Source organism: Acinetobacter baylyi DSM 14961 = CIP 107474 (genome assembly GCF_000368685.1).
Taxonomy (GTDB): Bacteria; Pseudomonadota; Gammaproteobacteria; order Pseudomonadales; family Moraxellaceae; genus Acinetobacter; species Acinetobacter baylyi.
Window position 1 is genome coordinate 430,411 of the sequence record NZ_KB849627.1, and the last position, 24,675, is coordinate 455,085.

Consider the following 24,675-nt stretch of genomic DNA (forward strand, 5'->3'; position numbering starts at 1 on the left):
AAATGAGGGCCTGATTATATCTTTATCTTTGGTAGCACAATCAAGATTTATCATACATACAACAACCAATTAAAATAAAATCTCCAACCTCATTTAGAGTGACATTCGGTATTTTTCATCCATCCCTTATTGCGATAAACCAACATCAAATATACATTTTTTACTTTTATTCTATCTAGATCAGTTTAATCTATCTCAATAATTTATTGTGTATGTGATATTAGGTTGCTCATGAAAAATACCTTTTTAAAATCAATTTCTGCCGTTTTACTGGCAGCCTCTTGCTCATTTATTTCTGTTACTCATGCTGCTGAAGCTAAAGATCTTTCTGAAAATATTGAAGTCACTCCACAAGAAGGTATTACTCAAGAAGAATTAGCTGCTATTCGTGTATTACAAGAAATTTGCCCTAAATTCGTTGGTAAAGAGAAAAGTGAATTTGATGCTGGCTATGCACGCTTAGTTAAGGACTATATGCCAAATGAAAAAAATCCTGAGGATGCATTAAACAGGCTAAGCAAGCAGAAAGATTTTCAGAAATTTTTAAAACAAGCACGCGATGACGCCAAAAATGCGGGTGACGAACAAAATCGTGAAGTATGTGCTGATGTAAAGTCTTATAAGTCATAAATTAGACGTATTTACAATACTGTATGAAATAAGCCGACTTTCCCGTAGAAGTCGGCTTTGCTTTATCCTAAAATGCTAGGCTCTTCTGCTTTATTCAAGATATTGGAACCACCTAGAATGACTCTAAAAAGCGCCCTTGCTGCATTAGTTCTTTTACCAACATTTTCCTATGCAGCAACTGTCTTAACAACACCGCCAGAATTAAATAACAAATCCTATGTGTTGATGGATTATGAGACAGGGCAAATTCTCGCCTCAAAAAATGAAAATGAACATCTTGCTCCTGCCTCTATGACTAAAATGATGACCAGTTACATCATTGAGCAGAAATTGCTAAAGGGCGAGCTTACAGAAGGTGAACAGGTTCGTATGAATGAATCGGCTTGGTGCCGTGGTAGCAGTTCTGAATCATGTATGTACGTACCGTTAAATGGCACCGCGACAGTTCTTGAAATGCTACGCGGGATTATCGTGCAATCAGGTAATGATGCATCTAAAGCCATGGCAGAACATGTGGCTGGCAATGAGGGTACATTTGCGCACATGATGAACCAAGAAGCCAAACGTTTGGGTATGGTGAATACGCACTTTATGAACTCGACTGGCTTACCAGCAGAAGGTCATTACTCATCTGCCAAAGACATGGCGATTCTTGCACAGCATATTATCAAAGACAGTTCAAAATACTATCCAATTTATTCAGAAAAAGAATTTACCTTTAATGGTATTAAGCAAGGCAACCGTAACGCATTACTTTATACCGACCCAAGCGTAGATGGATTAAAAACAGGTCATACCTCTGAAGCAGGTTATTGCCTGACCACATCCAGTAAACGTGGTCCAATGCGTTTAATCTCGGTTATTTTTGGGACCACTAGTGTCAATGAACGCGCCAATCAAACCCGTACTTTACTGGCTTGGGGCTTTTCAAACTTTGAAACTGTAAATGTACAACCTGCAAATCAAGTACTTGCTAAAGCCAAAGTATGGTTTGGTAAGGAAAATGAAGTTCAGATTGGTTTAGCAGAGAACTTTAATGTCACCATGCCAAAAGGCCAAGCAGACAAAATCAAGACTCAGCTTGTAGTACAGCCAAAATTGAATGCGCCATTACAAAAGGGTCAGGTTGTTGGCAAATTGGTCGCGACGCTTGATGGTAAAGTAATTGCAGAAAAACCTTTGGTGGCTTTAAAACCAGTTGAAGAGGCAAGTTTCTTTGCGCGTATGATTGATCATATCAAACAATTCTTTAGCAACCTGTTCTAATTGATCGCTATAAAAATGAAGGCATTCCTGTTTCAAACATGAATGCCTTTTTTCTTTTATACTGCATAAAACTCAACGACATTGATAGCTCATGAAAAAAAATATACGCCCTTATCTCGAACATCAACCTAAAATTGACTCGACCTGTTACATCGATGACATGTCGGTTGTAATTGGCGATGTTCAACTGGCCGAACATGCATCGGTCTGGCCATTTGCGGTCATTCGTGGTGATGTGAATCAGATTCGTATTGGACGCAATAGCAATGTGCAAGATCACTGCATGCTACATGTCAGTCATAAAAATGATGCAAAACCTGACGGCTCACCACTCACGATTGGTGAAGATGTCACTATCGGTCATCATGTGACCTTACATGGCTGCACCATCGGAAATCGTGTTTTGGTCGGCATCAATACCGTGATTTTAGATGATGCTATCATTGAAGATGATGTCATGATTGGTGCGGGAAGCTTGGTTCCACCACGTAAACGACTTGAAAGCGGTTATTTGTATGTGGGCAGCCCAGTCCAGCAAGTTCGAGCTCTTACTGAAAAAGAAATGTCATTTTTACCATATTCGGCACGCCATTATGTCAAAGTAAAAAATCATTATTTGGCCGAAAAATGATAGCTCTTTCAATATTATGAGTGAGGATTTAACGATAAATATGAGTGAATGTTACTCAATATAAATAATGATTTTTAAAAATTTATATATTTAAATTTAATAATAGTCAGGAGTTTAATATGAATTATGATAACTTTTTTTATCCAGCAGAAGATTTAGACGAAAGTAAAAAATTTTATAATGAAGTTTTAGAACTTCCGATAAAATTTGATTTTAGCCAGAAAGGTATGATTGCATTTAACGTTGGGAATGAAGAAGCCGCAATCATAATCAAAGATAAGCAGAAATTTCCTGATATACAACCAAGCGTTTGGATTGAGGTAGAAAATGTGCAGACTACCTATGAAAAACTTCTCAAGAAAAACGTAAAATTTCGGTCTAAACCCTTTAAAATACCAACTGGATGGGTAGTTGAGCTTTATGACCCATCAGGCAATATTATTGGAATTACAGACTACAACACAGAATAAGCAATACCAGAATAACCTAGCCACCGCGCGTCAAATTTTGTAGAATACATCTTTTAAAATTATGGTGCTTTTTATGACCGCGTGGACACCTCATGTCACAGTCGCGACTGTAGTTCAACAAAATGGACGTTTTCTATTTGTAGAAGAACACAGTGAAGGCTTTGTACATACCGTGTTTAATCAACCTGCTGGTCATGTAGAAGCTGATGAAACCCTTGTGGCTGCTGCAATACGTGAAACACTCGAAGAAACTGGTCATCATGTTGAGATTGATCATTTGCTTGGAATTTACAGTTACACACCACCGATGTTTCCAGATCGCACTTACTATCGTTTCTGCTTTTTGGCTCAGGTCATATCAGTTGAAGAAAATGCCCAATTAGATTCAGGTATTGTAGATGCAGTCTGGATGACCATGGATGAGCTACAAGAATCAGCACGCGCCCGTAGCCCATTGGTTTTAAAAGCAGTTCAAGATGCCCTCTCTGGCAAAAAATATCCTTTATCGCTAATTTACGAGCACCCGTTCTCTCCCTCTATTACTTCTCAATTGGATGCCTAGTCCTATGCAACAACGTGTCATCGTCGGTATGTCTGGTGGTGTAGATTCTTCTGTTTCTGCTGCGCTCTTACTTCAACAAGGATATCAGGTTGAAGGTCTTTTCATGAAAAACTGGGAAGAAGATGATGGAACTGAATATTGTACAGCACTCGAAGACTTGGCAGATGCTCAAGCCGTTGCAGATAAGATTGGCATCAAACTACATACTGCAAATTTTGCAATGGAATATTGGGATCGGGTATTTGAGCACTTTCTTGCTGAATATGCGGCAGGTCGTACACCTAACCCAGATATTTTATGTAACAAAGAGATTAAATTTCGTGCCTTTATCGATCATGCAATGACTTTAGGTGCAGATTTTATTGCTACTGGCCACTACACACGCCGTGGTGAAAGTATGCAGAACTCTCGTGGTGAAAGTTATGCTCCCTTATTGCGTGGTGTAGATAATAATAAAGATCAAAGCTATTTTTTACACGCTGTTCATGGCCGTGAGATCAACAAGACCCTGTTTCCTGTTGGTGAAATCGAAAAACCAGAAGTACGAAAAATTGCCGAGAAGCTTGATCTGGCAACAGCGAAGAAGAAAGATTCAACCGGAATCTGTTTTATTGGTGAACGTCGCTTCAATGACTTTCTAAAACAATATTTACCAGCGCAACCAGGAAAAATTGTACTGGATAATGGTAAAGAAGTTGGTGAACATCATGGCTTGATGTACTATACATTGGGTCAGCGCGGTGGTATTGGCTTAGGCGGATTAAAAGGTGCGGCCGAAGGTGCATGGTTTGTGCTACACAAAGATCTAGAAAATAACCGTCTGGTTATTGGCCAAGGTCATGAACATCCATTGATGCAGAGCACTACTCTGTGGAGCCAGGATATCGACTGGGTTGCTGGTGAACAGGATATTCCTGCTTCAGGATTCCGATGCACAGCAAAAACACGCTATCGCCAACCAGATCAAGCGTGTACAATTTACCGTGATGAAGACCGCAATAATGGTGTACGTGTCGAATTTGATGAACCTCAACGCGCAGTAACACCAGGTCAAAGTGTTGTTTTTTATACAAATGAGATATGTTTGGGTGGTGGTGTGATTCTACATACCGATGCTCCAACACCTGATTTTATTTAAGGGATTTAAAGGCATGGTTGATACCCCTTTTCAACAGCCTCAATCGTTGAATGTTCGTCAGAACCGTGCGTTAGCGTTAGCGGGTGTGTTTCAAGCCACCCAGCTGACCCACATGACGGCAATGACAGGACAGCAAAGCATTGGGGAAACTGGGAATTTCTACTTTGAACAACTTATCAAAGCCAGCCTTAATATCAGACCTGCCTTAAATACCTCTACTCAAACCCTGGATTTCTTCAATCAGCTTGGTGATATTGCACTTGGATTAAAAACATTAGAAAGCAGTATTAACCAACCTTTTAGCACAACACCAAAGTCAAAGATTCCCAAATTGCCCAGTGCCAAACTTCCCATGTCTTATGCCATGGCACTTCTTCAACTAGAAAAAAAAGTCTATAGCAATCCAGAATATGTCGCAGTTATTGAAAAATCACAGCAAAAAATATTAAAGCAACTGTCGTTTTTTGATAACAACTATATGCACCCAAGTATTATTGCAAATCTTGCTCAAGCTTATGTAGATACTGCTGGACAGATTAATCCACGTATTCTAGTGCGTGGTAACGCGGAATCATTTAAAGATCCAAATCATACCAATCGTATCCGTGCATCGCTATTTACTGGACTACAGTTGGCGCATTTATGGCGTCAGTTGGGTGGCAGTTCATGGAATATGATTTTTAGCAAACGTAAGTTGCTACAAGATATTCAAACTCTCGCTCGCTTACAGTATCAGATGGTTTAAATCTGATGCTGCAGCGCTTTTCGTTTTACATCAATTCCCTGTTTAAGGAATCTCTATGAACGCTTTAACTGCCCTCTCTCCATTAGATGGACGTTATGCCAGCAAATGTGATGCTTTACGCCCTTTTCTTTCTGAGTTTGGTTTAATCCATGCTCGTGTGACTGTTGAAGTACGCTGGTTACAAGCGCTCTCTAACCATGCAGGGATCATTGAAGTCGCTCCTTTTTCTACAGAAACCAATGCTGCTTTAGATTCAATTGTGGCAAATTTTTCTGAAGATGATGCAAATCGTATTAAAGAAATCGAACGCACCACCAATCATGATGTAAAAGCCGTTGAGTATTTTCTTAAAGAGAAAATCGCAGGTCTGGATGAATTAAAAAATGCAGGTGAATTCATTCACTTTGCATGTACCTCTGAAGACATCAATAACTTGTCTCATGCTTTGATGCTTAAAAATGGTCGTGAAGTTCTGGTTTCAAGCATGAAACAGATTCTAAATGCAATTGCAGCCTTAGCCACTACACATGCTGAACAACCAATGTTGTCACGTACACATGGTCAAACTGCAAGCCCGACAACACTGGGCAAAGAAATGGCAAACGTCGCCTATCGTTTGGCACGTCAGATTAAACAATTTGAAAATGTCGAATTGCTTGGCAAAATCAATGGTGCTGTCGGTAACTACAATGCGCACCTTTCTGCTTATCCAGATATTGATTGGGCTGCGCATTCACAAGCATTTGTGGAATCTTTAGGTTTAACCTTTAACCCATATACCACTCAAATTGAACCACACGACTATATGGCGGAATTGTTCGATGCATTGCGTCGTTACAACACAATTCTGATCGATTTTAACCGCGATGTATGGGGTTATATTTCTTTAGGTTACTTCAAACAAAAACTGAAAGATGGTGAAGTGGGTTCTTCAACGATGCCACATAAAGTTAACCCGATTGATTTTGAAAACTCTGAAGGTAACTTAGGCATTGCAAATGCTGTATTAGGCCATTTGGGTGAAAAACTTCCAGTTTCTCGCTGGCAGCGCGATTTAACAGACTCGACTGTACTGCGTAATATGGGTGTTGGCTTTGCACAAAGCCTGATTGCTTTTGATGCTTGCCTAAAAGGAATTGGTAAACTAGAGCTCAATGCAGCTCGTCTTGCAGAAGATCTCAATCAAGCACAAGAAGTCTTGGCTGAACCAATTCAAACTGTTATGCGTCGTTACAATGTTGAAAAACCTTATGAAAAGTTAAAAGCATTAACACGTGGTCAAGCAATGACGCGCGACATGATGGTTAACTTTGTAAACGGTGATGAACTTAGTCAGGTACCTGCCGAAGAACGTGCACGCTTAGCAGAAATGACACCAGCCAGCTATACAGGTAACGCTGCAGATCAAGCAAAACAGATCAATGATTTGATCAATAAAATTTAATCTGAATCAGTTAAACTAGAGCGGAATCATTTTAAATGGTTCCGCTTTTTTATACTCATTTCATACATAACGAAGAATCTCAATGATTGAGAAAAAATTTACACTTAAACACTGGCTAGCTCTTTTGCTTATTTTTATCACAATCGTCATAGCCAGTATCCAGCCTTTAGAATACGAATCGTATCTACTGCACCAAGTGGGTACAGTGTTTATGCTGATCGTCCTGTTTATAACGTTCAAACGGATCGGTTTAGATTTTTCCAGTTTTAGCTTGTATTTGGGTTTTTTATTTATCCATATCATCGCCGCGCATTATTTATATTCCTATGTACCTTATAATGAATGGATAAAAACCTTAGGTCATTTTGATTTAAATCAATTCTTTGGCTGGCAACGCAATATGTATGATCGCTTAGTACATTTTGCATATGGTTTTTTACTCTATCCATTTTTTTATCGATGCTTTCAAGTCTGCTTTCCAGACTCTCGACCAAAAACCATTTTCTTATTGGTTCTACAGTTCGTTATGGCTTCCAGCATGGTTTATGAATTAATCGAATGGGTAATTGCCATTGGCATGTCACCAGACGCTGCTGAAAAATATAATGGTCAGCAAGGTGATCTATGGGATGCACATAAAGATATGCTTATGGCGACGATTGGCACTCTTATGTTCGGTTTGTTGCAATTACTAGGCAATAAAAAGCACTCTTAATCGAGTGCTTTAGTATTTAGATGAGAAAAATTAAATTTTAGGATCGCGCATCTGAACCAAATGACTATTTGCGTTCACCAGACTTTCAACCACTTTATTCATGACTGCTGGAATAAAGCTATCTGCAAGCTGAGCAGCTTGAAGCCCTAATCTTTCGCCAAGCGTTGGCTTTTTACGCGTTGTAATCACATACACGTCATGTTGAGGAAGCAGACTTAGCAAATATTCGTCCGACGTTTGCAACTTATCGACCAGATTCAGATCCAATGCATCCTGCCCGTACCAATGCTCACCCGTCGCAACTTTTTCTACATTTAACTGAGGGCGATACTTTTCAACAAAATGTTTAAACAATGCATGTGTTTGCTTTAACTCTTCTTCAAACTTGGCTTTACCTTCTGGTGTATTTTCACCAAACATGGTTACAGTACGTTTGTACTCTCCTGCCGTATACAATTCGAAATCAACATTATGCTCTTTAAGCAAACGATTGAAATTTGGAACTTGAGCAACCACACCAATTGAACCTAAAATTGCAAATGGGGCTGACACGATTTCATTAGCGATACAAGCCATCATGTAACCACCACTGGCAGCGACTTTATCGACTACAATGGTCAAATGAAAACCAGCATCACGTAATCGCACAAGCTGTGCAGCAGCTAGACCATAACCATGTACCATTCCGCCAGGGCTTTCAAGACGCAACACCACGCGATCTTTACCAGATTTTGCTGTGGCAAGGATTAATGTGATTTCTTCACGCAACTGGTCTACAGCAGAGGCTTGAATGTCCCCCTTAAAATCAAGCACAAAAATTTTCTGATTATTTTTTTTGCGAATCTTCGCTTCTTTTACAAGCTGTTGAGTTAATTGTAAAAATTCGAGCTTAGATGCTGTTGTTTGTGCGATCTTTTTTCGTTGTTCATTTACACGCGCATTTAAATGACTTACACGTAATTCGGCAGGAAGTTTGGGTAAATGAAATAACATAGTTTGGCTATTCTCTAATTTCGCTGTATTTAAACTAAGATGAGGTCATTTAATCCAGAATTCAATATCTATTTTGAAAATGATGTGATCATGATCTTGGTTTAATCATAAAAAAGAGCCCAAATGGGCTCTTTCTAAAAAACCGAAGTCTTAACCAAAACGTCCAGTAATATACGCTTCGGTAAGCTGATGATCAGGCTGAGTAAATACTTTTTCTGTCGAATTCACTTCAATCAAGTCACCTAAATGGAAATAGGCAGTACGATCAGAAACACGTGCAGCCTGTTGCATAGAGTGAGTCACAATTGCAATGGTATACTGTGTTGAAAGCTCAGAGATCAATTCTTCAACTTTCGCTGTCGCAATTGGATCAAGTGCCGAACATGGCTCATCCATCAAGATCACTTCTGGACTTACTGCAATAGTACGCGCAATACATAAACGTTGCTGCTGACCACCTGAAAGCCCTGTACCTGGCTGGTTTAAACGATCTTTAACTTCATCCCACAGACCTGCTTTGTGCAAACTGTTTTCTACAATTTCTTCAAGATCATATTTATCACGCGCCAAACCATGCAGTTTTGGACCATAAGCCACATTTTCAAAAATCGACTTTGGAAATGGGTTTGGCTTTTGGAATACCATACCAACTTGTGCGCGTAATAATACAACGTCCAGATTTGGATCGTAAATATCCTGATTATCCAGCAGTACTTTACCCGTAACACGGCAGCTATCAATTGTGTCATTCATACGGTTTAAAGTACGAAGGAACGTTGATTTACCGCATCCAGACGGACCAATAAAGGCAATGACTTCATTTTCATAAATCTCAAGATCAATGCCTTTAATTGCTTCACTTTCACCATAATAGACATGCACATCAGAAGTGCTCAGTTTAATGGTATTTTTCACATCTTTTTTCGGTGCAGTTTGTGTATCAAATGATACGAACGAACCTTGACGCTTGGATTGTGTTTCTGCACCAGTAAACTGCAATTGTTCTGAGGTCACTGTGTTATCCTTTTCTAAGGAGTTAGTTGTATTAATAGTATTCATCATCTGTTCCTCGATTACCAACGCACTTCAAACTTTTTACGTAACCAAATGGCAAGACTATTTAAACCGATCATCATGGCAAGTAGCACAATAATTGCAGCCGAGGTACGTGCCTCAAAAAAATTACGTAATTCATTGCCTTGCCACAAGAAAATCTGAACAGGCAATGCGGTAGATTGATCAAGCGGAGATGTAGGGATACTTGCTACGAAAGCACTCATACCAATTAGAAGCAATGGCGCAGTCTCTCCCAATGCTTGTGCAACCCCAATAATTGCACCTGTTAAAATACCTGGTAACGCTAGTGGAAGTACGTGATGAAAGACCGTTTGAACTTTAGATGCACCCAAGCCTAGAGCTGCCTGACGGATAGAAGGTGGAACAGCTTTTAATGACGCACGCGTGGTAATAATCACGGTAGGAAGCGTCATCAAACTTAAGACCAAACCACCCACCAAAGGTGCAGATAACGGCAATTGCATCCAGTTGATAAAGATTGCTGCACCTAGCAGACCAAATACAATCGATGGAACGGCTGCAAGGTTATTAATATTGACTTCAATGACATCGGTCAAAATATTTTGTTTGGCGAACTCTTCCAGATAAATTGCACTTGCCACACCAATCGGAATCGAGATAAAGATCACAATAAGCATCATAAATAACGATCCCATAAACGCGCCCGCTAAACCACTTGTGGCTGGCGAACTACGCGAATCGGGATTGGTAAATAAGTTGGTATTAAACGAATGTGTCAACATACCTTTTGCTTCAAGCTGGTCTGCTAGCTTACGTACTTCTGGGCTTAGCTGCTGTTGGTCATCAGGAAGACTACGATCAATTTTTCCAGTTAACCAGACATCTACATTAGCATCAGCCAAAAATTTGATATCTTCTCGTTTACCCACCAATGATGGATCTTTAAATACCATATCACGTAAACGATAAGCTTCAGAGCTAGTATATAAGCTACTAAGATCGTCACGCTTTGAGGCTAATGCGGGATCTTTTTTAATCATGCCATTTACGATTAATGAATCCCAGTCCACCATCCCCATTTTGGTTTGCCAGTCAACATAACGCTCTTGAAAATGTGCAGGGCTTTCACCAGCAGCTTGTGTTGGTTTTGGTCCAGCATTGATAATGGTCGGATCAAAATACACAGGAACAGTCAGGCTGGTTTGCCAGAATGCAGGTAGACCTTTAACCAAGATACTACCAAACAGTAAGGCAACAAAGAACAAGCCTAGAACAACTGCGGAAAATCCAAATATGCGGAAGGTTTTTTCTTTACGGTGACGTGATGCCAAAGATTTTTCGATCTTAATTTTACGTTTAGCACGTAATTCGGCAGCAACTTGTGGATCAAACTGATTCTGATCCATAGGTGTAGAAGTATTGGATAGACTCATTCGTATTGCTCACGATATTTACGCACGATGTAAAGTGCCACAATGTTTAGACCCAAAGTAATCACAAACAGGGTCAGACCTAAGGCAAAGGCCACCAATGCTTGTGGACTGGCAAAATCGGTATCACCTGTAAGCTGATTGACAATCGTCACCGTCACGGTAGAAACAGCTTCAAGCGGATTCACATGCAGTAATGGACTATTACCTGCAGCCAATACCACAATCATCGTTTCGCCAATCGCACGGGATGCTGCCAATAAGAAAGCTCCGATAATTCCTGGTAGTGCAGCAGGTATGACTACTTGTCGGATTGTCTCTGATTTAGTTGCACCCAAACCTAATGATCCGTCACGAAGTGCACGTGGTACTTGAGTAATGATGTCATCCGATAATGAAGAAACAAATGGAATAATCATGATACCCATAACAAAACCAGCAGTAAGTGCACTGGTCGCATTGATACTGATACCAACCATTTCACCCAACATTTTGAAAAATGGCCCAATAATCATCAGGGCAAATACACCGTAAACAATTGTTGGAATACCTGCCAAAATTTCGATGGCTGGTTTAACCCATGCACGTAAGGTAGATGAAGCATACTCAGCCAGATAAATCGCGATCATCAAGCCCACAGGAACCGAAACCAGTAAGGCAATCCCACTGACCATGAGCGTGCCCCAAAGCAATGGAAGTAAACCATAACTTCCTTCTGCACTTCCTGAGGTACTAAATCCTGGATTCCACTCTGTACCAAAAAAGAAATCAAATGGACTCACAAAGCTAAAAAATCTTAAAGCTTCACTAAACATCGACATCACAATGCCGAGCGTTGTCAAAATGGCAATACCTGAACAAAGTGCTAAAGCAATATTGATGGTCTTTTCAACTTTGTTACGTGCACGGTAATTTTGACCAATTCTTTTTTTGGCCCAAAGTAAGCCAAAAATAGCAGCACATAGCACCACAGCAAACTTGGCATAAGAACCAATCGTTTGTACTTTGGCAAGTTGTTGTGCTGCTGCAAGCTCATATGCCGCAGGCTGATCTGTTACCCCAAAACCAGAAGCAATCGCTTTAACACGATTGAGTAGCACTTCAATACTCGCCTGATCCATACTGGCCGCAACCGATGCAGGAACCTGATTGAGTACAATATGCTTTAAAATATTAGGTTCAACGATATTCCAAACAATCAAAATTAAAAAAGCAGGGATACCGCACCAAAGTGCAACCAAAGCACCATAATAACCTGGGCGTGAGTGTAATAATGCAGAATTATTTCCCTTACCTGCTAGGCTACGGCTTTTGGATAACCCGATTTGATAAGCTATTGCGATAAGAGCTAATAGCACGCCAATCAATAGCAGATTCATGTAATCTCCACCGTTTTTTCAATTCTCATTCTTTGAAAAAACTTTGTTAGACAAAAAGCTGATGGGGCACTTAAACCACCATCAGCTCTCATTTAAAAACTACTTATTTAACTGATTTACCTGCTTTAAAGTCTGCTAAGACTTTTGCACGTTCAGAATCAGACATTGAAATCAGACCTGCTTTTTCTAGCTTAGAGCCTTTACCCGATGTCTTCTTATTCAAGAAGAATTCTACGTATTGTGGCAACCCTTTGATTGACTTCACATGCTCGCCTTTTACGTAGAAGAACAAAGGACGAGATACAGGGTAACTACCATTTAGAATAGTTTTCTCAGATGGCGCAACGTTATTTACTGTAGCAACGCGAAGTTTGTCACGGTTTTGATCATAGAAACCTAAACCAAATACACCCACTGCGCTTGGTGAAGTTTTTAAACGTGCTAATGTTTCTGTGTAATCACCAGAAATTTCAATCACACGACCATCTTTACGGAAAGCAGAACATGCTTTTTTCTGTTCTTCTTTGTCCATTTTCTTGAAGTAATCGTACGCTTCACAGCCTGCTTCAACCATTTTTTCCTGAAACACTTCACGTGTACCATGGTTTGATGCAGGAATCACCAAAGTAATGGGTTCATTTGGAAGTGACTTGTCAATTTGGTTCCAACGTGTATATGGGTTTGCAACCAACTGACCGTTTGATGGTAATTTTTCAGCAAGCGCTGCAAAAACAAAAGCTGGTTTTAATTTATAAACTGGTTTTGATAAATTTGACGCAAAAACAATACCGTCATAACCAATTTTAATTTCTTGTACTTGGTTTACACCAGCCTTTTTACATGCAGCAAGCTCTGTATCTTTAACTTTACGAGAAGCATTTGCGATATCAATCGTGTTGTCGCCAACACCTTGACAGAACTGTTTTAAACCACCAGATGTACCACCAGAACCCACAACAGGTGTTTTAAACTGTGGAAATGTATTACCAAATTCTTCTGCAACAATACTTGCGTAAGGCAATACGGTTGAAGAACCAGCGATTTGGATAGTATCACGAGCTGCGTTTGCAGTCGTTGCGATTGCTGCCCCAGAAACTGCGAATGCGATAGCGAGATGACGTGGATTTAAGCGCATGCTTTTTTCTCTCAATTAGGTGCGGTGTTGTACACCACGTTTTATTCGTGTTTGTACTTTGGATATGTGCATTTTGATTTTAAAATATGACAATTCAGTGACAAATTAATGACGCTTTCATGATATTTCGTCAGTTCACTTTGATTTTTATAAAATTCTTTATTTTTCAAAATGTAACTGCAATTATCAACGTCTAGTATTCTTATTTTTTGTTCGAGAAAATGTTATTTTTCATTTTTTTGTCATAAAAAAAAGATCACCGAAGTGATCTTTTTTCAAAACATGCAATTTAATCAATCGCTGGCACGTAAGTTCCAGCAGCAATTGAATCTTTGATTCGATCACTTTCAGCCAGTACCATCGCCAATAGACCTTTGACATTTTCCAATGTCGCAACAGGGCTTAAAGTCGTCATTTTCAATGACTGTACTGCACCTACCTTAGTTACACCAATATTGGCATCACCACGTGCAAAAAGTTCATCTGCAACGTTTTGATTCAAGGTATCAATCAATTCAACGGGATAACCGTCTGGTACTACACGGAACAATACCGATGCAAATTGTGGTTCAACCAACAATTCGAGTCCTTCGGTTGCCTTAATGTAGTCAGCCACTTCACGTGTCAACTTCACACCATGATCAATCATTGAACCGTATAGCTCTTCACCCAGTGCTTCTACAGTCATCCACAACTTAAGCGCATCAAAGCGACGTGTTGTTTGTAATGATTTAGAGACCAGGTTTGGTACACCGTGTTCTTCATCATAAGCCGAGTTCAGATATTCTGCTTCATAATGCATGAAACGATAATTCGCTTCATCTTTGAGCAAGAATGCACCACAGCTAATGCTTTGGAAATAATGCTTGTGGAAATCAAGCGTGATTGAGTCAGATAGCTCAATACCATCTAGCATATCACGATAATCATTTGACAGAATCAGTGCACCACCCCACGCTGCGTCGATATGCATCCACGCGCCGTATTTTGTGGTGATTTCACGAATTTTCTTCAATGGATCAATCGCGCCTGCATCGGTTGTGCCTGCAGTCGCCACTACACACGCTACAATCTTACCTTCAGATTGCAGATGTGACATGGTTTTTTCAAGCGCATCAACATCCATCTGTGCATTTTCATTTACAGGAACAGTCACAACGGACTGGAAGCCCATGCCCATCATTGCCATGTTCTTTTGCACAGAAAAATGTGCATTTTCAGAACAAATGACTTTGATGTTACGCATCGCTTCGGCAGGAATACCATCACGCTGTACAGACCACGGCTGACCATTTTCATCTGTAAAATTTTTGGCAATTGCCCAGTCACGTGCAAGTAACACGCCCATCAGGTTTGATTGCGTTCCACCTGAGGTGAATACACCAGCCTGACCTACGCCGTACCCTACTTTTTGACGAAGCCAGTCGATCAACTGAACTTCCATCAATGAACCTGCAGGGCTCTGATCCCAAGAATCCATTGACTGATTGGTTGCGTTAATCAACACCTCAGCAATTTGGCTGGTGACCATCGTTGGACAATGTAAGTGAGCAAGCGAGTACGGATGATGAACTTTCAGGCTTTTATTCAGAAACAATTCAACCATACGGCCGAGCGACTGATGTAAACCCAAGCCTTCTTTAGATGGGTTAAAAGCAATTGCTGAACGCAACTCTTTAATGCTACCACCCGTATACATTTTGTCATTTTGCAACCATGCTGCGACAGCTTTCACTGCCTCATCCATTGCTGACTGATATTCAGCAATGGATGCAGCATCATTACAGAGCAAAGCTTTACGATGTTCTGCAAAATCAACCATATGTTTTTAGCCTCGAACCGCTTTGAGTGCTTCTGCAACTGATTTCTTGAAACGTTCAATCACTTGAACACATTCATCTTGAGTAATAATCAATGGGCAAAGTAAACGGATAACACTACCGTTACGACCACCTTTCTCAAGTAAAAGCTTGTTATTGAAACATGCTGTTTGAATTGCGGCAGCCAATTGTGCATCTGCAGGTAACGAGCCAATACGATCAGCAGATTGACGTTCATCGACAATCTCAACACCAATCATCAAGCCACGACCACGTACGTTTCCAATGCATGGAAATTCATTGGCCAGCTTCTTCAATTCAGCTTGTAAGAATTCACCGCGCTCTTGGGCATTTTGAGCAAGATTTTCATTTTTGATCGTGTCAAGAACAACTAAACCTGTGCCCATAGCCAACTGGTTGCCACGGAATGTACCTGTATGACCTGCTGGTTGCCATGCATCAAACTTACGCTTGATACCCAATACTGCAAGCGGTAAACCCCCACCCACAGCTTTAGACATCACCACAACGTCAGGCTCGATATCGGCGTGTTCAAATGCAAACATTTTGCCTGAACGACCAAAACCAGCCTGTACTTCATCCAAAATCAAAACGATGTTATGACGCTCAGTCACTTCACGGATTTTTTGCAACCATTTTACAGGTGCAGTCACTACACCACCTTCACCTTGAATTGCTTCAAGAATGACTGCTGCTGGTTTGGTTACACCGCTTTCAACATCTTCGATAAAGTTTTCAAAGTAGTAAGTGAGTGCATCGACACCCGCTTCACCACCCAAGCCAAGCGGACAACGGTATTCATGCGGATACGGCATGAACTGAACACCTGGCATTAAATTATTGACAGAATTTTTCGCGCTCAAGTTGCCTGTCATCGCCAGTGAACCATGGGTCATACCATGGTAACCACCAGAAAAACTGATGACTGAGCTGCGACCTGTATAGGTTTTCGCAAGTTTGATTGCTGCTTCAGTCGCATCTGCACCAGATGGACCACAGAACTGTAAGCAATATTCTTCTTTCCCGCCTGGCAGGAAAGACAGTAATGCTTCAGTAAATGCATCTTTCAAAGGAGTTGTAAGATCCAAAGTATGCAACGGCAAACCACTTGCAAGGGTGTCTTGAATACTTTGAATAACAGCAGGATGATTATGGCCTAGAGCCAAGGTCCCTGCCCCCGCTAAACAATCGAGGTATTGTGTACCTTCAACATCTGTAACCCAGCAACCTTGTGCACGAGCTATGGCAAGAGGTAACTTGCGCGGATAGCTACGAACATTTGATTCCATCTGACTTTGGCGAGTCAGGTAATATTCGTTGGTGGAATTGGTGGCAGGATTTACGGAATTAACGCTCATATCGGATTACCATCTCTGATAAGGGTTGAAAGAAATAAGTCTGGTGACTTGCGGTCCTTTGACTCGGTGCTTGTAGGATTCTAGTAAAATAGCAATTGCTTTCTTATCACTAGGAGGGCGATGATACCCTTTTTTATATAAAAATAAAGACCTTTTGGCCTTTAATTTCATCTAACTACGTTAAAAAAAACAATCAACTAGTTCCTTGTTTAAATTATCATCATACTATGTGACATCCTAAAGAAAACCTGCTTTTTTTATGATCATTTGTTTTTTATGGTATTTTTTTGCATCTTGTCTGAACTTAAAAAGCTAAAGCCATGATTTTAAATATTTTACATTAAATTTAAATTATCAAAACAATGCAAAGCATTACAAACAAACCACAAAAGCTTCTCAAAAAATATCAAAGTAATCACTAAGATAATTTTGAGTAAAACACAATTTTTACAAACAAATATTTAAGGAAAATTTATGCGATCTTTAGCACTTTCTGTTTTGGTTTTGACTGGCGCTTTAACCTCCTATGCATCTGCTGCTGAAAATGAGACACTCAACTATAATTTGATCAATATTCAGGCAGATGCGTCACGCCAAGTTTCAAATGATGAAATGCACGCTGTACTTTATATTGAAAAGAGTAATAAGCAACCTGCTGCTCTTTCAAGTCAGATTACACAACTTATGAATCAAGGTATGGCAATCGCAAAAAAATATCCGCAGGTTAAAGTTGAAACTGGCGCTCAGAGCACTTATCCAGTTTATGACAATGACACAACTAAATTTAAGGAATGGCGTGGTCGTGCTGAAATTCGTTTAGAAAGTAAAGACTTTAAAGCAACCAGTCAGCTCATTTCTGAACTCCAACAAAACTTCCAAACCGAATCGATCAATTTTACCGTCTCTGATGAACAACGTAAAAAAGTCGAAAATGAACTGATGATAGAAGCATCTAAAGGTTTTCAACAACGTGCACAAATGGTGAGTCAGGCATGGAATAAATCAGGATATAATCTGGTGAATCTCAATCTGAACACCAGCAATTACGTACCACAACCGATAATGATGCGCGCAAGTTTAGCCAAATTTTCAAATGCTGAAGCAGCGCCTGCACAGGATGTAGCTGCAGGTGAATCAAAAATTACCGTGAATGCCAACGGCTCGATTCAATTGAAATAACATTTACAAAAACCCTGAATCAACACATAAAAACACATGCCAGATAAATCTGGCATGTGTTTTTTGTACGATCAAGTACTTACTTTTTAAATGGAAAAGCGTATTTCACAATACGTCCTAATACTTGACCATACTGCTTGAACAAGCTGGCATTATTGTAGTTGAGACCGTATTTTTTACAAACTGCCTCTACCTTTGGTGCCATTTGACGGTAGCGGCGTGCGGGTACATCAGGAAATAAATGATGTTCAATCTGATGACTCAAGTGACCTGTCAGAATGTGAAATGCTTCTGAACCCGTCAAGTTAGACGAGCCACGAATCTGACGCATATACCAGTGACCACGCGTTTCATTTTGCAGTACTGTTTTCGGAAATACTTCGACATCTTTGGTGAAGTGACCACAGAAAATAATACTAAATGTCCACGCATTACGGATACCATTAGCAACCAAGTTACCCGTAAACACAGGTAAAGCAGCTGGGCCTGCAATTAACGGGAAGAAAACATAATCTTTAAACAATTGTTTTCCAATTTTTTTCTGAGTCGGTTTACACTCTTGTTTAAACTGCTTCCATGTTTTGCGTTTATAAATCAGTTTACCAATCTCAAGGTTCTGAATCGCAACGCCCCACTGAAATAGCATACAAAATGGAATACTATAGATCGGCTGTAACAAAAATCCAGGCTTCCAACGTTGCTCTGGGAATAAACGCAGTAATCCATAACCGATATCATCATCTATGCCCTTAATATTGGTATAGGTATGATGCTTGTAGTTATGCGTTTGGCGCCAGTTATCCGCTGTACCTACAGTATCCCATTCGTAGGTTTGACCATTAAACTTAGGATCATTCATCCAGTCATATTGACCATGCATGACATTGTGTCCAAGCTCCATATTTTCCATAATTTTAGAAAATCCGAGCAATCCAGTGCCTAAAATCCACGCTGGTGGAAACCAGCCAGCAAACAGGCAGGCACGTCCCAACATACTGCTGTAGCGAACAGCCGAGTAAACACGGCGGATATATTTTGCATCTTTCTCACCGATATCATCCAAGACTTCTTGCTTGATTTGATCCAGCTCTTTTGCAAATGCTTCAAGTTCAACCGCAGTTAATTCTCTATTTTTGGGATTTTTAAAATATTCAAATTTTACAGGTGCGTTCATGGGAGTTCTCACAATTAAAGATCAATAACAAGATCAGATTTAGCCGAGTTCACACAGATTTTTAAAAGATTGTTGGGTTCTGAGTTTTCACTTGCATTCAGCAGATTCCTGGTAGAACCTTGTGCTTTCTGACACGCACATTTATTACAGATCCCCATACGACAACCGTACGTTAGTTTTACATTGGCTTGCTCTAAACCTGCCAATATAGATTGACCTTTAGGAATTGCCACCGTTTTATTAGATTTACTCAAGGTGACATTAACAAAACCAGTCTCGTCTTCACTTACGGTACTTAAACTAAAGGCTTCGCTCATGAATACTTGTGCCTGAGCAAAAAGTTCTTCAGCTTTTGCCACAAAACCAGAAGGCCCACAGGCATATACTGTGCTTTGATCCAGATCATCAATAGCGGCAAGATGGGTCACGTTAAGACGTCCATCATGCTCCTGATCTTGAGTATAAAAAATTTGAAACTGGAATAAAGGAAATTGCTTTGCCAGAGCTTCGAACCATTGGGCATAGGCTGCATCTTCATGATGCTTCACCCAGTATAAAAGCTGAACTTGCGTTGTATTTAAAGCCTGTTGATGCTTAAGTGCTTCAACCAAACTGAGCATTGGCGTGATACCACTACCTGCTGCAAGCAAAACCAAACGTTGCTGATCTTGTAATTGCATTTCCCCAAAAGGTTGTCCAAGTTCAATAATATCGCCAATTTGGCTGTGATCGACCAACCAAGCACTCACCTTACCTTCAGCGACTTTTTTAACAGTTAAAATGAGTTGACCATGACGTTCTGTCAAGCTGTAACTACGCTCATAAATACGACCAGCAATTTTAACTTTAACAGGATGATGCTGACCAGCTCGACCTAAATTGACATGGCGATTGGGTTGCAGTGTTAAAGATACAGTGTCATTTGCAACTTGTTTTTTGTCTACAATTTTAGCAAGAGCTAAATGAGTCGACCAAATAGGATTAATTTTTTGTAACCAGAAATCAGTTGCATGCGGTTCGAACACTGACTTGGTCAATGAACGTAAGCGTGTTGTTCTCTTTTGAATTGCTTGCATGATGCTACTACTCTGTGCTGCTTTTTTAATTATTATACACATGTATATAAATTTGTATATACACCTGTACTTTTATTTACGTTTCAAATCGTAAGCAGCTATGGTTATAATGAGACATATCTAACAATCATTTGAAAAATATGGCGCCATCTTCTCTTTCTCAATCATTCGATCACGCTGCCCAGACTCCTGAGATTTTTGAGAAAGTGCCTAGCCGTACTGTGGGTAGAAAAGCAACCATTACCAAAGAAGAACTGTTTCAGGCAGCACTTAATCTGATTGGCCCAGAAAAAAGCATTTCTTCATTAAGTTTAAGAGAAGTTGCTCGTGAAGCTGGAATTGCTCCAAATAGTTTTTATCGCCACTTTAGAGATATCGATGAGCTTGCAATTGATTTGATTAATCGTGCAGGTTTAGTGTTACGCCATATTATTCGTGAATCTCGTCTGCAAGCTTCAAAACAAAACAGTATTATTCGAAGCTCGGTTGAAGTATTTATTCAACAACTTGATGCAGATGAAGGTAACTTAAGTTTGTTACTTAGAGAAGCTTATACAGGCTCTAAATCATATAAAGAAGCTGTAGAGCGCCAACTTAACTTTTTTCAACAAGAGCTTCAAGAAGATTTAATCCGTTTAGAACGTTTGAACCATAGTCGCTTGTCACATCCAGATTTAGTCGCGCGCGCCATTACCCAATTGGTGTTTACCATGGGTGCCAAAGTTCTGGATTTACCAATCAATCAACGTACTGCTGTTGCCGAACAAACCATGATTATGATTCGTATGATACTTGAGGGCGCTCGCCATCTGGATGAATCTAAAATTCGTTAGTCCTTCTATCACATGTTGTGACGTTGTGTATATCGAACCTATACAAAAACTTTAACAACCTAAACAGGCAACGTGTGCTTCTTAATTTACTCTATTGTTTTAGTTTAAGACCAATTCCGGTTTTCTTTATAACAACTAGAGGTTCTTATGTCGAAATCTTCATCTAAACTATTAAAAGTCTATACCCGAAATAACCTTGATCCAGCGGTAAAAGAATCTACAGTTAAAATTTTAAATCAGATTTTGGCCAATTTGATTGACCTCTCCCTTCTCACTAAGCAGGCCCACTGGAATATGCGAGGCAGTAACTTCATCGCAGTTCATGAAATGCTAGATACATTTAGAACATCATTGATTACCCATTTGGATAATGTTGCTGAGCGCGCTGTGCAGATTGGTGGAACTGCATTGGGTACAACTCAAACTGTATCGACCACCTCTCAATTAAGTGCATATCCTGTCGAGATTCACAATGTGCAGGATCATCTTAAAGAGTTAGCAGATCGTTATGGTATCGTTGCCAATCATTTGCGTGACACGATTGAAGAAATTCAAGACCCAATCTCTGAAGATATTATTCATGCCGCATTGGAAGATCTTGATCAATATTTATGGTTCCTGGAAGCCAATATTGAACAAGACAAAACCACAGCTTAAATTATTGGCTTCATTCATACATAAGAAACAAGGGAGGCATTTAGCCTCCCTTGTTTTTATATTATTTCTGTTACTTCAAATTAAGGCTTAACCACCACCATCACTTGAATAGCCGAAGGTGTTAAAGAAATATCTTCGAGTAAATCGACACCTTCTTTTTGAAGTTTAGTCAAACGATCAATTTCATCCTGACGAATACTTGGATTAAATTGTTTTAGGTAACTTAAGCGATCAATCTCATATTGCCATTTTTGACTATAGTACTTTTTCGCCTGCTCTTTTAATACAGGTAAACCTTCTTTAGCCGATTCCAATGCTTGAGAATAACGCTGCTCAATCACGTCACGACGTGCCTTAACGACCTGACGACAACTATTTCCATCCAAATGATGTAAATAAGGACGAAGAATTACTGGATCAATTTTCTCAGATAAATCTTGCCCTGTTTCGCTTAACAATACTCGGACGAGCTGTCTTGGCAAACTTGATGGTAGATTCAAAGATCTTGGGCCAACCACATCCACTTTAAACCAAACTTCAATCAAAATTGAACCTTGCTTGAGTGCATTAGATTTTAATAGCGCAACATTGGTACTTCCGAATGACTGGGTATTAATCATCTCCATGACACTTTCAATGAACGGATGTTCAAGCGTCAAATATTGTGCATCTTCACGAATTTGAGCCTGATCACGATAGAACGTTGCCGTCATGCCATCTTCATCCAAGGTTAAACCCTGAACCTGCATTTGATCGGTTGGTTTAATGATCACCGTACCATTGCTTTGCTCATCAAAATCAATATTGGTCGATGACATAAAGCGCTTCATGAACATAGGCAGCATGGTGTTATCATCGTAATCTTCAAGCGCTTGCACAATTTTTTGAGCGACAACAGGACGACATGAATTATATTCAAGCAAGCGATCACGACCTGCTTGTAATTCTGCTTCAAGTGCCTGACGCTGAACATTTACTTCTTCGAGTAAATCTTCAAATTTTTGCCCAAGATCTGCCAGTAAACAGTCTTTTAAATCGACGATGAAATTTTCTTGTAATGTTTGTGCCGTTGGTGAAATACTACTAAAAATATTAAGTGCTTCATTGTACCAGCGGAACATACGCTCCTGAGCTGTTCCTATCAAGTAAGGTACATGAATCTGAATACGATTTTCTTGACCAATACGATCCAAACGACCAATACGCTGTTCGAGTACATCAGGATTCGCTGGCAAATCAAATAGAATTAAATCACTGGCAAACTGGAAGTTTCGACCTTCGGAACCAATTTCAGAACATAACAAAATCTGTGCGCCATAGCTTTCCTCTGCAAAGTAAGCTGCTGCCTGATCTCGCTCCAGTAAACTCATGCCTTCATGGAACATGGCCGTACGAATACCTGCATGCAGACGCAGTACATTTTCCAAAGCTTCAACCACTGGACCACTACGTGCAATCAGTAATACTTTGTTATGTTTTAACTCTTTTCTCAAGATTTCCATGAGCCAAGGCACACGCGGATCGTTTTCCATCCATGATCCATCAAGCTGACCTTCTTCTGGCCACATTTGCTCACGAAGCTTGCCATCCATTGACCAGTTTTCTGGCGCAATCAGCGCTGCAGGTTGGCAATCACGGCCTGGAAAGCCCTGAATTGCTTCACGGGTATTACGGAATAAAATACGACCTGTACCATGACGGTCCAGCAACTCATGAATAGCACGATAACGTTGCTCAGGCACATCTTCAATCGAATGCCCAAGTAAAGTCTGTAATGCAGTTAAATGTTCTGCCGCCAAAGGTTCATCAGACATCAACACTTCTGCAATCTTGGCGGTTTGTAGATACTGTTCTTCTTCATCCAAGAAGCGTTCTAGACTGCTAAAACGCTGTGGATCGAGCAAACGCAGACGTGCAAAGTGACTTTCCACCCCTAACTGTTCTGGTGTCGCAGTCAAAAGCAAGACACCTGGCGTTTGCTGTGCCAGTTCCTCAACTAGATCATAGCGGTCATTACCACCTTCTTCTTCGTTCCACATCAAGTGATGGGCTTCATCAACCACCAATAAATCAAAGCCAGCTTCAAGTGCCTGCTCACGTAAATCATCGTGGTCAACCATCAAATCGACACTGGCAATGATACATTGTTCTGTCAGGAACGGATTTAAATCAGGATCATGCTCTTTGATTGAGGCGGTACGGGTCAAATCAAACAGAGAAAATTGCAGATTGAAACGGCGGCGCATTTCAATCATCCACTGATACTGTAATGAGTCTGGTACCAAAATCAGGATACGCTCAGCACGTCCTGTTTTAAGCTGTTGATGGATGATTAGACCAGCTTCAATGGTTTTACCCAAACCAACTTCATCGGCCAGTAATACACGCGGTGCAAAGCGCTGACCAACTTCATGTGCAATATAGAGCTGATGCGGGATCAACCCCACACGTGCTCCAATCAGACCACGTAAAGGACTGCGATGCATCTGAGCCTGCATTTGCAATGCTTCAATACGCAAATCGTACCACTCTTTATAATCTACTTGGCTGGCAAGTAACCGATCGAGTGGTTTTGAAAGCTGGATGTGTGCCCCAATACGAGTTTCATTGAGTGCTTTACGTTCTGTTTCACCATCTGATGAAGTACGCAATACGTTATAACGCAAAACGCCGTGACGGTCTTCAATAGACTCGACCAGCCACTTATGGCCTTCTTGGTCTTGAACTTCATCATTTACATTGAAAACAATTCGAGATAAAGGTGCATTATTCCGTGCATAAACACGCGTTTCATCACTTTTAGGAAAAAGTATGCTGATAGACCGTTCATCAACATCAATTAAAACGCCTAAACCGAGTTCAGTTTCCGTGTCTGATAACCAACGTTGACCAATAGCAAACTGCTGCAATTTTTCCACCTTTATCTCAAATGATGACCACATTTTACGCTGCTCACTAGATTCAGTGTCAGTCGTTTTGTG

Annotated in this window: 22 protein-coding genes; 12 read left to right on the forward strand and 10 right to left on the reverse strand. The window is 40.2% G+C overall.

Translation table 11 applies throughout. From position 1 onward, the window contains the following. The first annotated feature begins 225 nt into the window (after positions 1 to 225). The 9 genes from F952_RS09090 (at position 226) to F952_RS09130 (ending at position 7,601) form a co-directional block, all read left to right on the forward strand. Positions 226 to 630, forward strand: coding sequence for an MCR_0457 family protein (locus F952_RS09090; RefSeq protein WP_026056922.1), 405 nt, complete (start codon positions 226 to 228; stop codon positions 628 to 630). Positions 631 to 747: 117 nt separating this feature from the next. After that, positions 748 to 1,896: a D-alanyl-D-alanine carboxypeptidase PBP5/6 gene (dacC, locus tag F952_RS09095; RefSeq protein WP_004926050.1), complete on the forward strand. Its 1,149-nt coding sequence runs from the start codon at positions 748 to 750 to the stop codon at positions 1,894 to 1,896. 91 nt (positions 1,897 to 1,987) lie between these two features. Continuing rightward, positions 1,988 to 2,527 (forward strand): gamma carbonic anhydrase family protein, encoded by a 540-nt coding sequence (locus F952_RS09100; protein WP_004926052.1) that lies wholly within the window; start codon positions 1,988 to 1,990, stop codon positions 2,525 to 2,527. Between the two features lie 119 nt (positions 2,528 to 2,646). Continuing rightward, a complete protein-coding gene (locus tag F952_RS09105) occupies positions 2,647 to 2,997 on the forward strand; it encodes a VOC family protein (RefSeq protein ID WP_004926054.1) in 351 nt (116 codons plus the stop codon). A gap of 73 nt (positions 2,998 to 3,070) precedes the next feature. Further along, positions 3,071 to 3,559, forward strand: coding sequence for an NUDIX hydrolase (locus F952_RS09110; protein WP_004926076.1), 489 nt, complete (start codon positions 3,071 to 3,073; stop codon positions 3,557 to 3,559). Positions 3,560 to 3,563: 4 nt separating this feature from the next. Then, the gene (gene mnmA, locus F952_RS09115; RefSeq protein WP_004926078.1) at positions 3,564 to 4,697 is read left to right on the forward strand and encodes a tRNA 2-thiouridine(34) synthase MnmA; all 1,134 of its coding nucleotides are present in this window, start codon (positions 3,564 to 3,566) and stop codon (positions 4,695 to 4,697) included. A 13-nt stretch (positions 4,698 to 4,710) separates the two neighbouring features. Then, positions 4,711 to 5,442, forward strand: coding sequence for a high frequency lysogenization protein HflD (hflD, locus tag F952_RS09120; RefSeq protein ID WP_004926080.1), 732 nt, complete (start codon positions 4,711 to 4,713; stop codon positions 5,440 to 5,442). A gap of 55 nt (positions 5,443 to 5,497) precedes the next feature. Then, complete coding sequence (gene purB, locus F952_RS09125) at positions 5,498 to 6,886, forward strand: adenylosuccinate lyase (RefSeq protein WP_004926083.1); 1,389 nt, start codon at positions 5,498 to 5,500, stop codon at positions 6,884 to 6,886. Between the two features lie 82 nt (positions 6,887 to 6,968). Then, positions 6,969 to 7,601 carry a DUF2238 domain-containing protein gene (locus F952_RS09130; protein ID WP_004926085.1) on the forward strand — a complete coding sequence of 211 codons (633 nt, stop codon included), beginning with the start codon at positions 6,969 to 6,971 and terminating at the stop codon, positions 7,599 to 7,601. A 30-nt stretch (positions 7,602 to 7,631) separates the two neighbouring features. Here F952_RS09130 and sohB read toward each other — a convergent pair whose 3' ends face one another. The 7 genes from sohB to F952_RS09165 all read right to left on the reverse strand — a co-directional run bounded on the left by sohB (position 7,632) and on the right by F952_RS09165 (position 16,775). Beyond that, the gene (gene sohB / locus F952_RS09135; RefSeq protein ID WP_004926086.1) at positions 7,632 to 8,594 is read right to left on the reverse strand and encodes a protease SohB; all 963 of its coding nucleotides are present in this window, start codon (positions 8,592 to 8,594) and stop codon (positions 7,632 to 7,634) included. 150 nt (positions 8,595 to 8,744) lie between these two features. After that, positions 8,745 to 9,656, reverse strand: a complete 912-nt coding sequence (pstB, locus tag F952_RS09140) for a phosphate ABC transporter ATP-binding protein PstB (RefSeq protein ID WP_011182238.1) — start codon at positions 9,654 to 9,656, stop codon at positions 8,745 to 8,747. Positions 9,657 to 9,667: 11 nt separating this feature from the next. Further along, the gene (gene pstA, locus F952_RS09145) at positions 9,668 to 11,065 is read right to left on the reverse strand and encodes a phosphate ABC transporter permease PstA (RefSeq protein WP_004926091.1); all 1,398 of its coding nucleotides are present in this window, start codon (positions 11,063 to 11,065) and stop codon (positions 9,668 to 9,670) included. Then, a complete protein-coding gene (pstC, locus tag F952_RS09150) occupies positions 11,062 to 12,441 on the reverse strand; it encodes a phosphate ABC transporter permease subunit PstC (protein ID WP_004926093.1) in 1,380 nt (459 codons plus the stop codon). The genes pstA and pstC overlap by 4 nt, the downstream gene beginning before the upstream one ends. Before the next feature lie 103 nt (positions 12,442 to 12,544). Next, complete coding sequence (locus tag F952_RS09155) at positions 12,545 to 13,576, reverse strand: substrate-binding domain-containing protein (protein ID WP_004926095.1); 1,032 nt, start codon at positions 13,574 to 13,576, stop codon at positions 12,545 to 12,547. Positions 13,577 to 13,865: 289 nt separating this feature from the next. Continuing rightward, positions 13,866 to 15,398 (reverse strand): pyridoxal phosphate-dependent decarboxylase family protein, encoded by a 1,533-nt coding sequence (locus F952_RS09160; protein ID WP_004926098.1) that lies wholly within the window; start codon positions 15,396 to 15,398, stop codon positions 13,866 to 13,868. Between the two features lie 6 nt (positions 15,399 to 15,404). Beyond that, a complete protein-coding gene (locus F952_RS09165) occupies positions 15,405 to 16,775 on the reverse strand; it encodes a diaminobutyrate--2-oxoglutarate transaminase (protein WP_004926101.1) in 1,371 nt (456 codons plus the stop codon). A 474-nt stretch (positions 16,776 to 17,249) separates the two neighbouring features. Between F952_RS09165 and F952_RS09170 the strand changes: the two genes are divergently transcribed. Continuing rightward, positions 17,250 to 17,954 carry an SIMPL domain-containing protein gene (locus F952_RS09170; protein WP_004926104.1) on the forward strand — a complete coding sequence of 235 codons (705 nt, stop codon included), beginning with the start codon at positions 17,250 to 17,252 and terminating at the stop codon, positions 17,952 to 17,954. A gap of 79 nt (positions 17,955 to 18,033) precedes the next feature. On the opposite strand, the gene F952_RS09175 is transcribed toward F952_RS09170, so the two are convergent. Then, complete coding sequence (locus F952_RS09175; RefSeq protein ID WP_004926108.1) at positions 18,034 to 19,128, reverse strand: fatty acid desaturase family protein; 1,095 nt, start codon at positions 19,126 to 19,128, stop codon at positions 18,034 to 18,036. A gap of 14 nt (positions 19,129 to 19,142) precedes the next feature. Continuing rightward, positions 19,143 to 20,204 carry a ferredoxin reductase gene (locus F952_RS09180; protein WP_004926110.1) on the reverse strand — a complete coding sequence of 354 codons (1,062 nt, stop codon included), beginning with the start codon at positions 20,202 to 20,204 and terminating at the stop codon, positions 19,143 to 19,145. A 140-nt stretch (positions 20,205 to 20,344) separates the two neighbouring features. On the opposite strand from F952_RS09180, the gene fabR reads away from it, so the two are divergent. Together fabR and dps are read left to right on the forward strand one after the other, a co-directional pair. Beyond that, entirely contained in the window at positions 20,345 to 21,037 is a 693-nt protein-coding gene (gene fabR / locus F952_RS09185) for an HTH-type transcriptional repressor FabR (protein ID WP_004926112.1), read from the forward strand. A 147-nt stretch (positions 21,038 to 21,184) separates the two neighbouring features. Continuing rightward, complete coding sequence (dps, locus tag F952_RS09190; RefSeq protein ID WP_004926115.1) at positions 21,185 to 21,694, forward strand: DNA starvation/stationary phase protection protein Dps; 510 nt, start codon at positions 21,185 to 21,187, stop codon at positions 21,692 to 21,694. Between the two features lie 80 nt (positions 21,695 to 21,774). Here dps and rapA read toward each other — a convergent pair whose 3' ends face one another. Further along, positions 21,775 to 24,612: an RNA polymerase-associated protein RapA gene (rapA, locus tag F952_RS09195; RefSeq protein ID WP_026056923.1), complete on the reverse strand. Its 2,838-nt coding sequence runs from the start codon at positions 24,610 to 24,612 to the stop codon at positions 21,775 to 21,777. Positions 24,613 to 24,675 lie beyond the last annotated feature (63 nt).

Excerpts from the sequence above, each read along its gene's own strand:
- dacC (WP_004926050.1), top strand. The coding sequence starts at position 748 with ATGACTCTAAAAAGCGCCCTTGCTGCATTAGTTCTTTTACCAACATTT.
- F952_RS09100 (WP_004926052.1), top strand. The coding sequence starts at position 1,988 with ATGAAAAAAAATATACGCCCTTATCTCGAACATCAACCTAAAATTGAC.
- F952_RS09105 (WP_004926054.1), top strand. The coding sequence starts at position 2,647 with ATGAATTATGATAACTTTTTTTATCCAGCAGAAGATTTAGACGAAAGT.
- F952_RS09110 (WP_004926076.1), top strand. The coding sequence starts at position 3,071 with ATGACCGCGTGGACACCTCATGTCACAGTCGCGACTGTAGTTCAACAA.
- mnmA (WP_004926078.1), top strand. The coding sequence starts at position 3,564 with ATGCAACAACGTGTCATCGTCGGTATGTCTGGTGGTGTAGATTCTTCT.
- hflD (WP_004926080.1), top strand. The coding sequence starts at position 4,711 with ATGGTTGATACCCCTTTTCAACAGCCTCAATCGTTGAATGTTCGTCAG.
- purB (WP_004926083.1), top strand. The coding sequence starts at position 5,498 with ATGAACGCTTTAACTGCCCTCTCTCCATTAGATGGACGTTATGCCAGC.
- F952_RS09130 (WP_004926085.1), top strand. The coding sequence starts at position 6,969 with ATGATTGAGAAAAAATTTACACTTAAACACTGGCTAGCTCTTTTGCTT.
- sohB (WP_004926086.1), bottom strand. The coding sequence starts at position 8,594 with ATGTTATTTCATTTACCCAAACTTCCTGCCGAATTACGTGTAAGTCAT.
- pstB (WP_011182238.1), bottom strand. The coding sequence starts at position 9,656 with ATGATGAATACTATTAATACAACTAACTCCTTAGAAAAGGATAACACA.
- pstA (WP_004926091.1), bottom strand. The coding sequence starts at position 11,065 with ATGAGTCTATCCAATACTTCTACACCTATGGATCAGAATCAGTTTGAT.
- pstC (WP_004926093.1), bottom strand. The coding sequence starts at position 12,441 with ATGAATCTGCTATTGATTGGCGTGCTATTAGCTCTTATCGCAATAGCT.
- F952_RS09155 (WP_004926095.1), bottom strand. The coding sequence starts at position 13,576 with ATGCGCTTAAATCCACGTCATCTCGCTATCGCATTCGCAGTTTCTGGG.
- F952_RS09160 (WP_004926098.1), bottom strand. The coding sequence starts at position 15,398 with ATGGTTGATTTTGCAGAACATCGTAAAGCTTTGCTCTGTAATGATGCT.
- F952_RS09165 (WP_004926101.1), bottom strand. The coding sequence starts at position 16,775 with ATGAGCGTTAATTCCGTAAATCCTGCCACCAATTCCACCAACGAATAT.
- F952_RS09170 (WP_004926104.1), top strand. The coding sequence starts at position 17,250 with ATGCGATCTTTAGCACTTTCTGTTTTGGTTTTGACTGGCGCTTTAACC.
- F952_RS09175 (WP_004926108.1), bottom strand. The coding sequence starts at position 19,128 with ATGAACGCACCTGTAAAATTTGAATATTTTAAAAATCCCAAAAATAGA.
- F952_RS09180 (WP_004926110.1), bottom strand. The coding sequence starts at position 20,204 with ATGCAAGCAATTCAAAAGAGAACAACACGCTTACGTTCATTGACCAAG.
- fabR (WP_004926112.1), top strand. The coding sequence starts at position 20,345 with ATGGCGCCATCTTCTCTTTCTCAATCATTCGATCACGCTGCCCAGACT.
- dps (WP_004926115.1), top strand. The coding sequence starts at position 21,185 with ATGTCGAAATCTTCATCTAAACTATTAAAAGTCTATACCCGAAATAAC.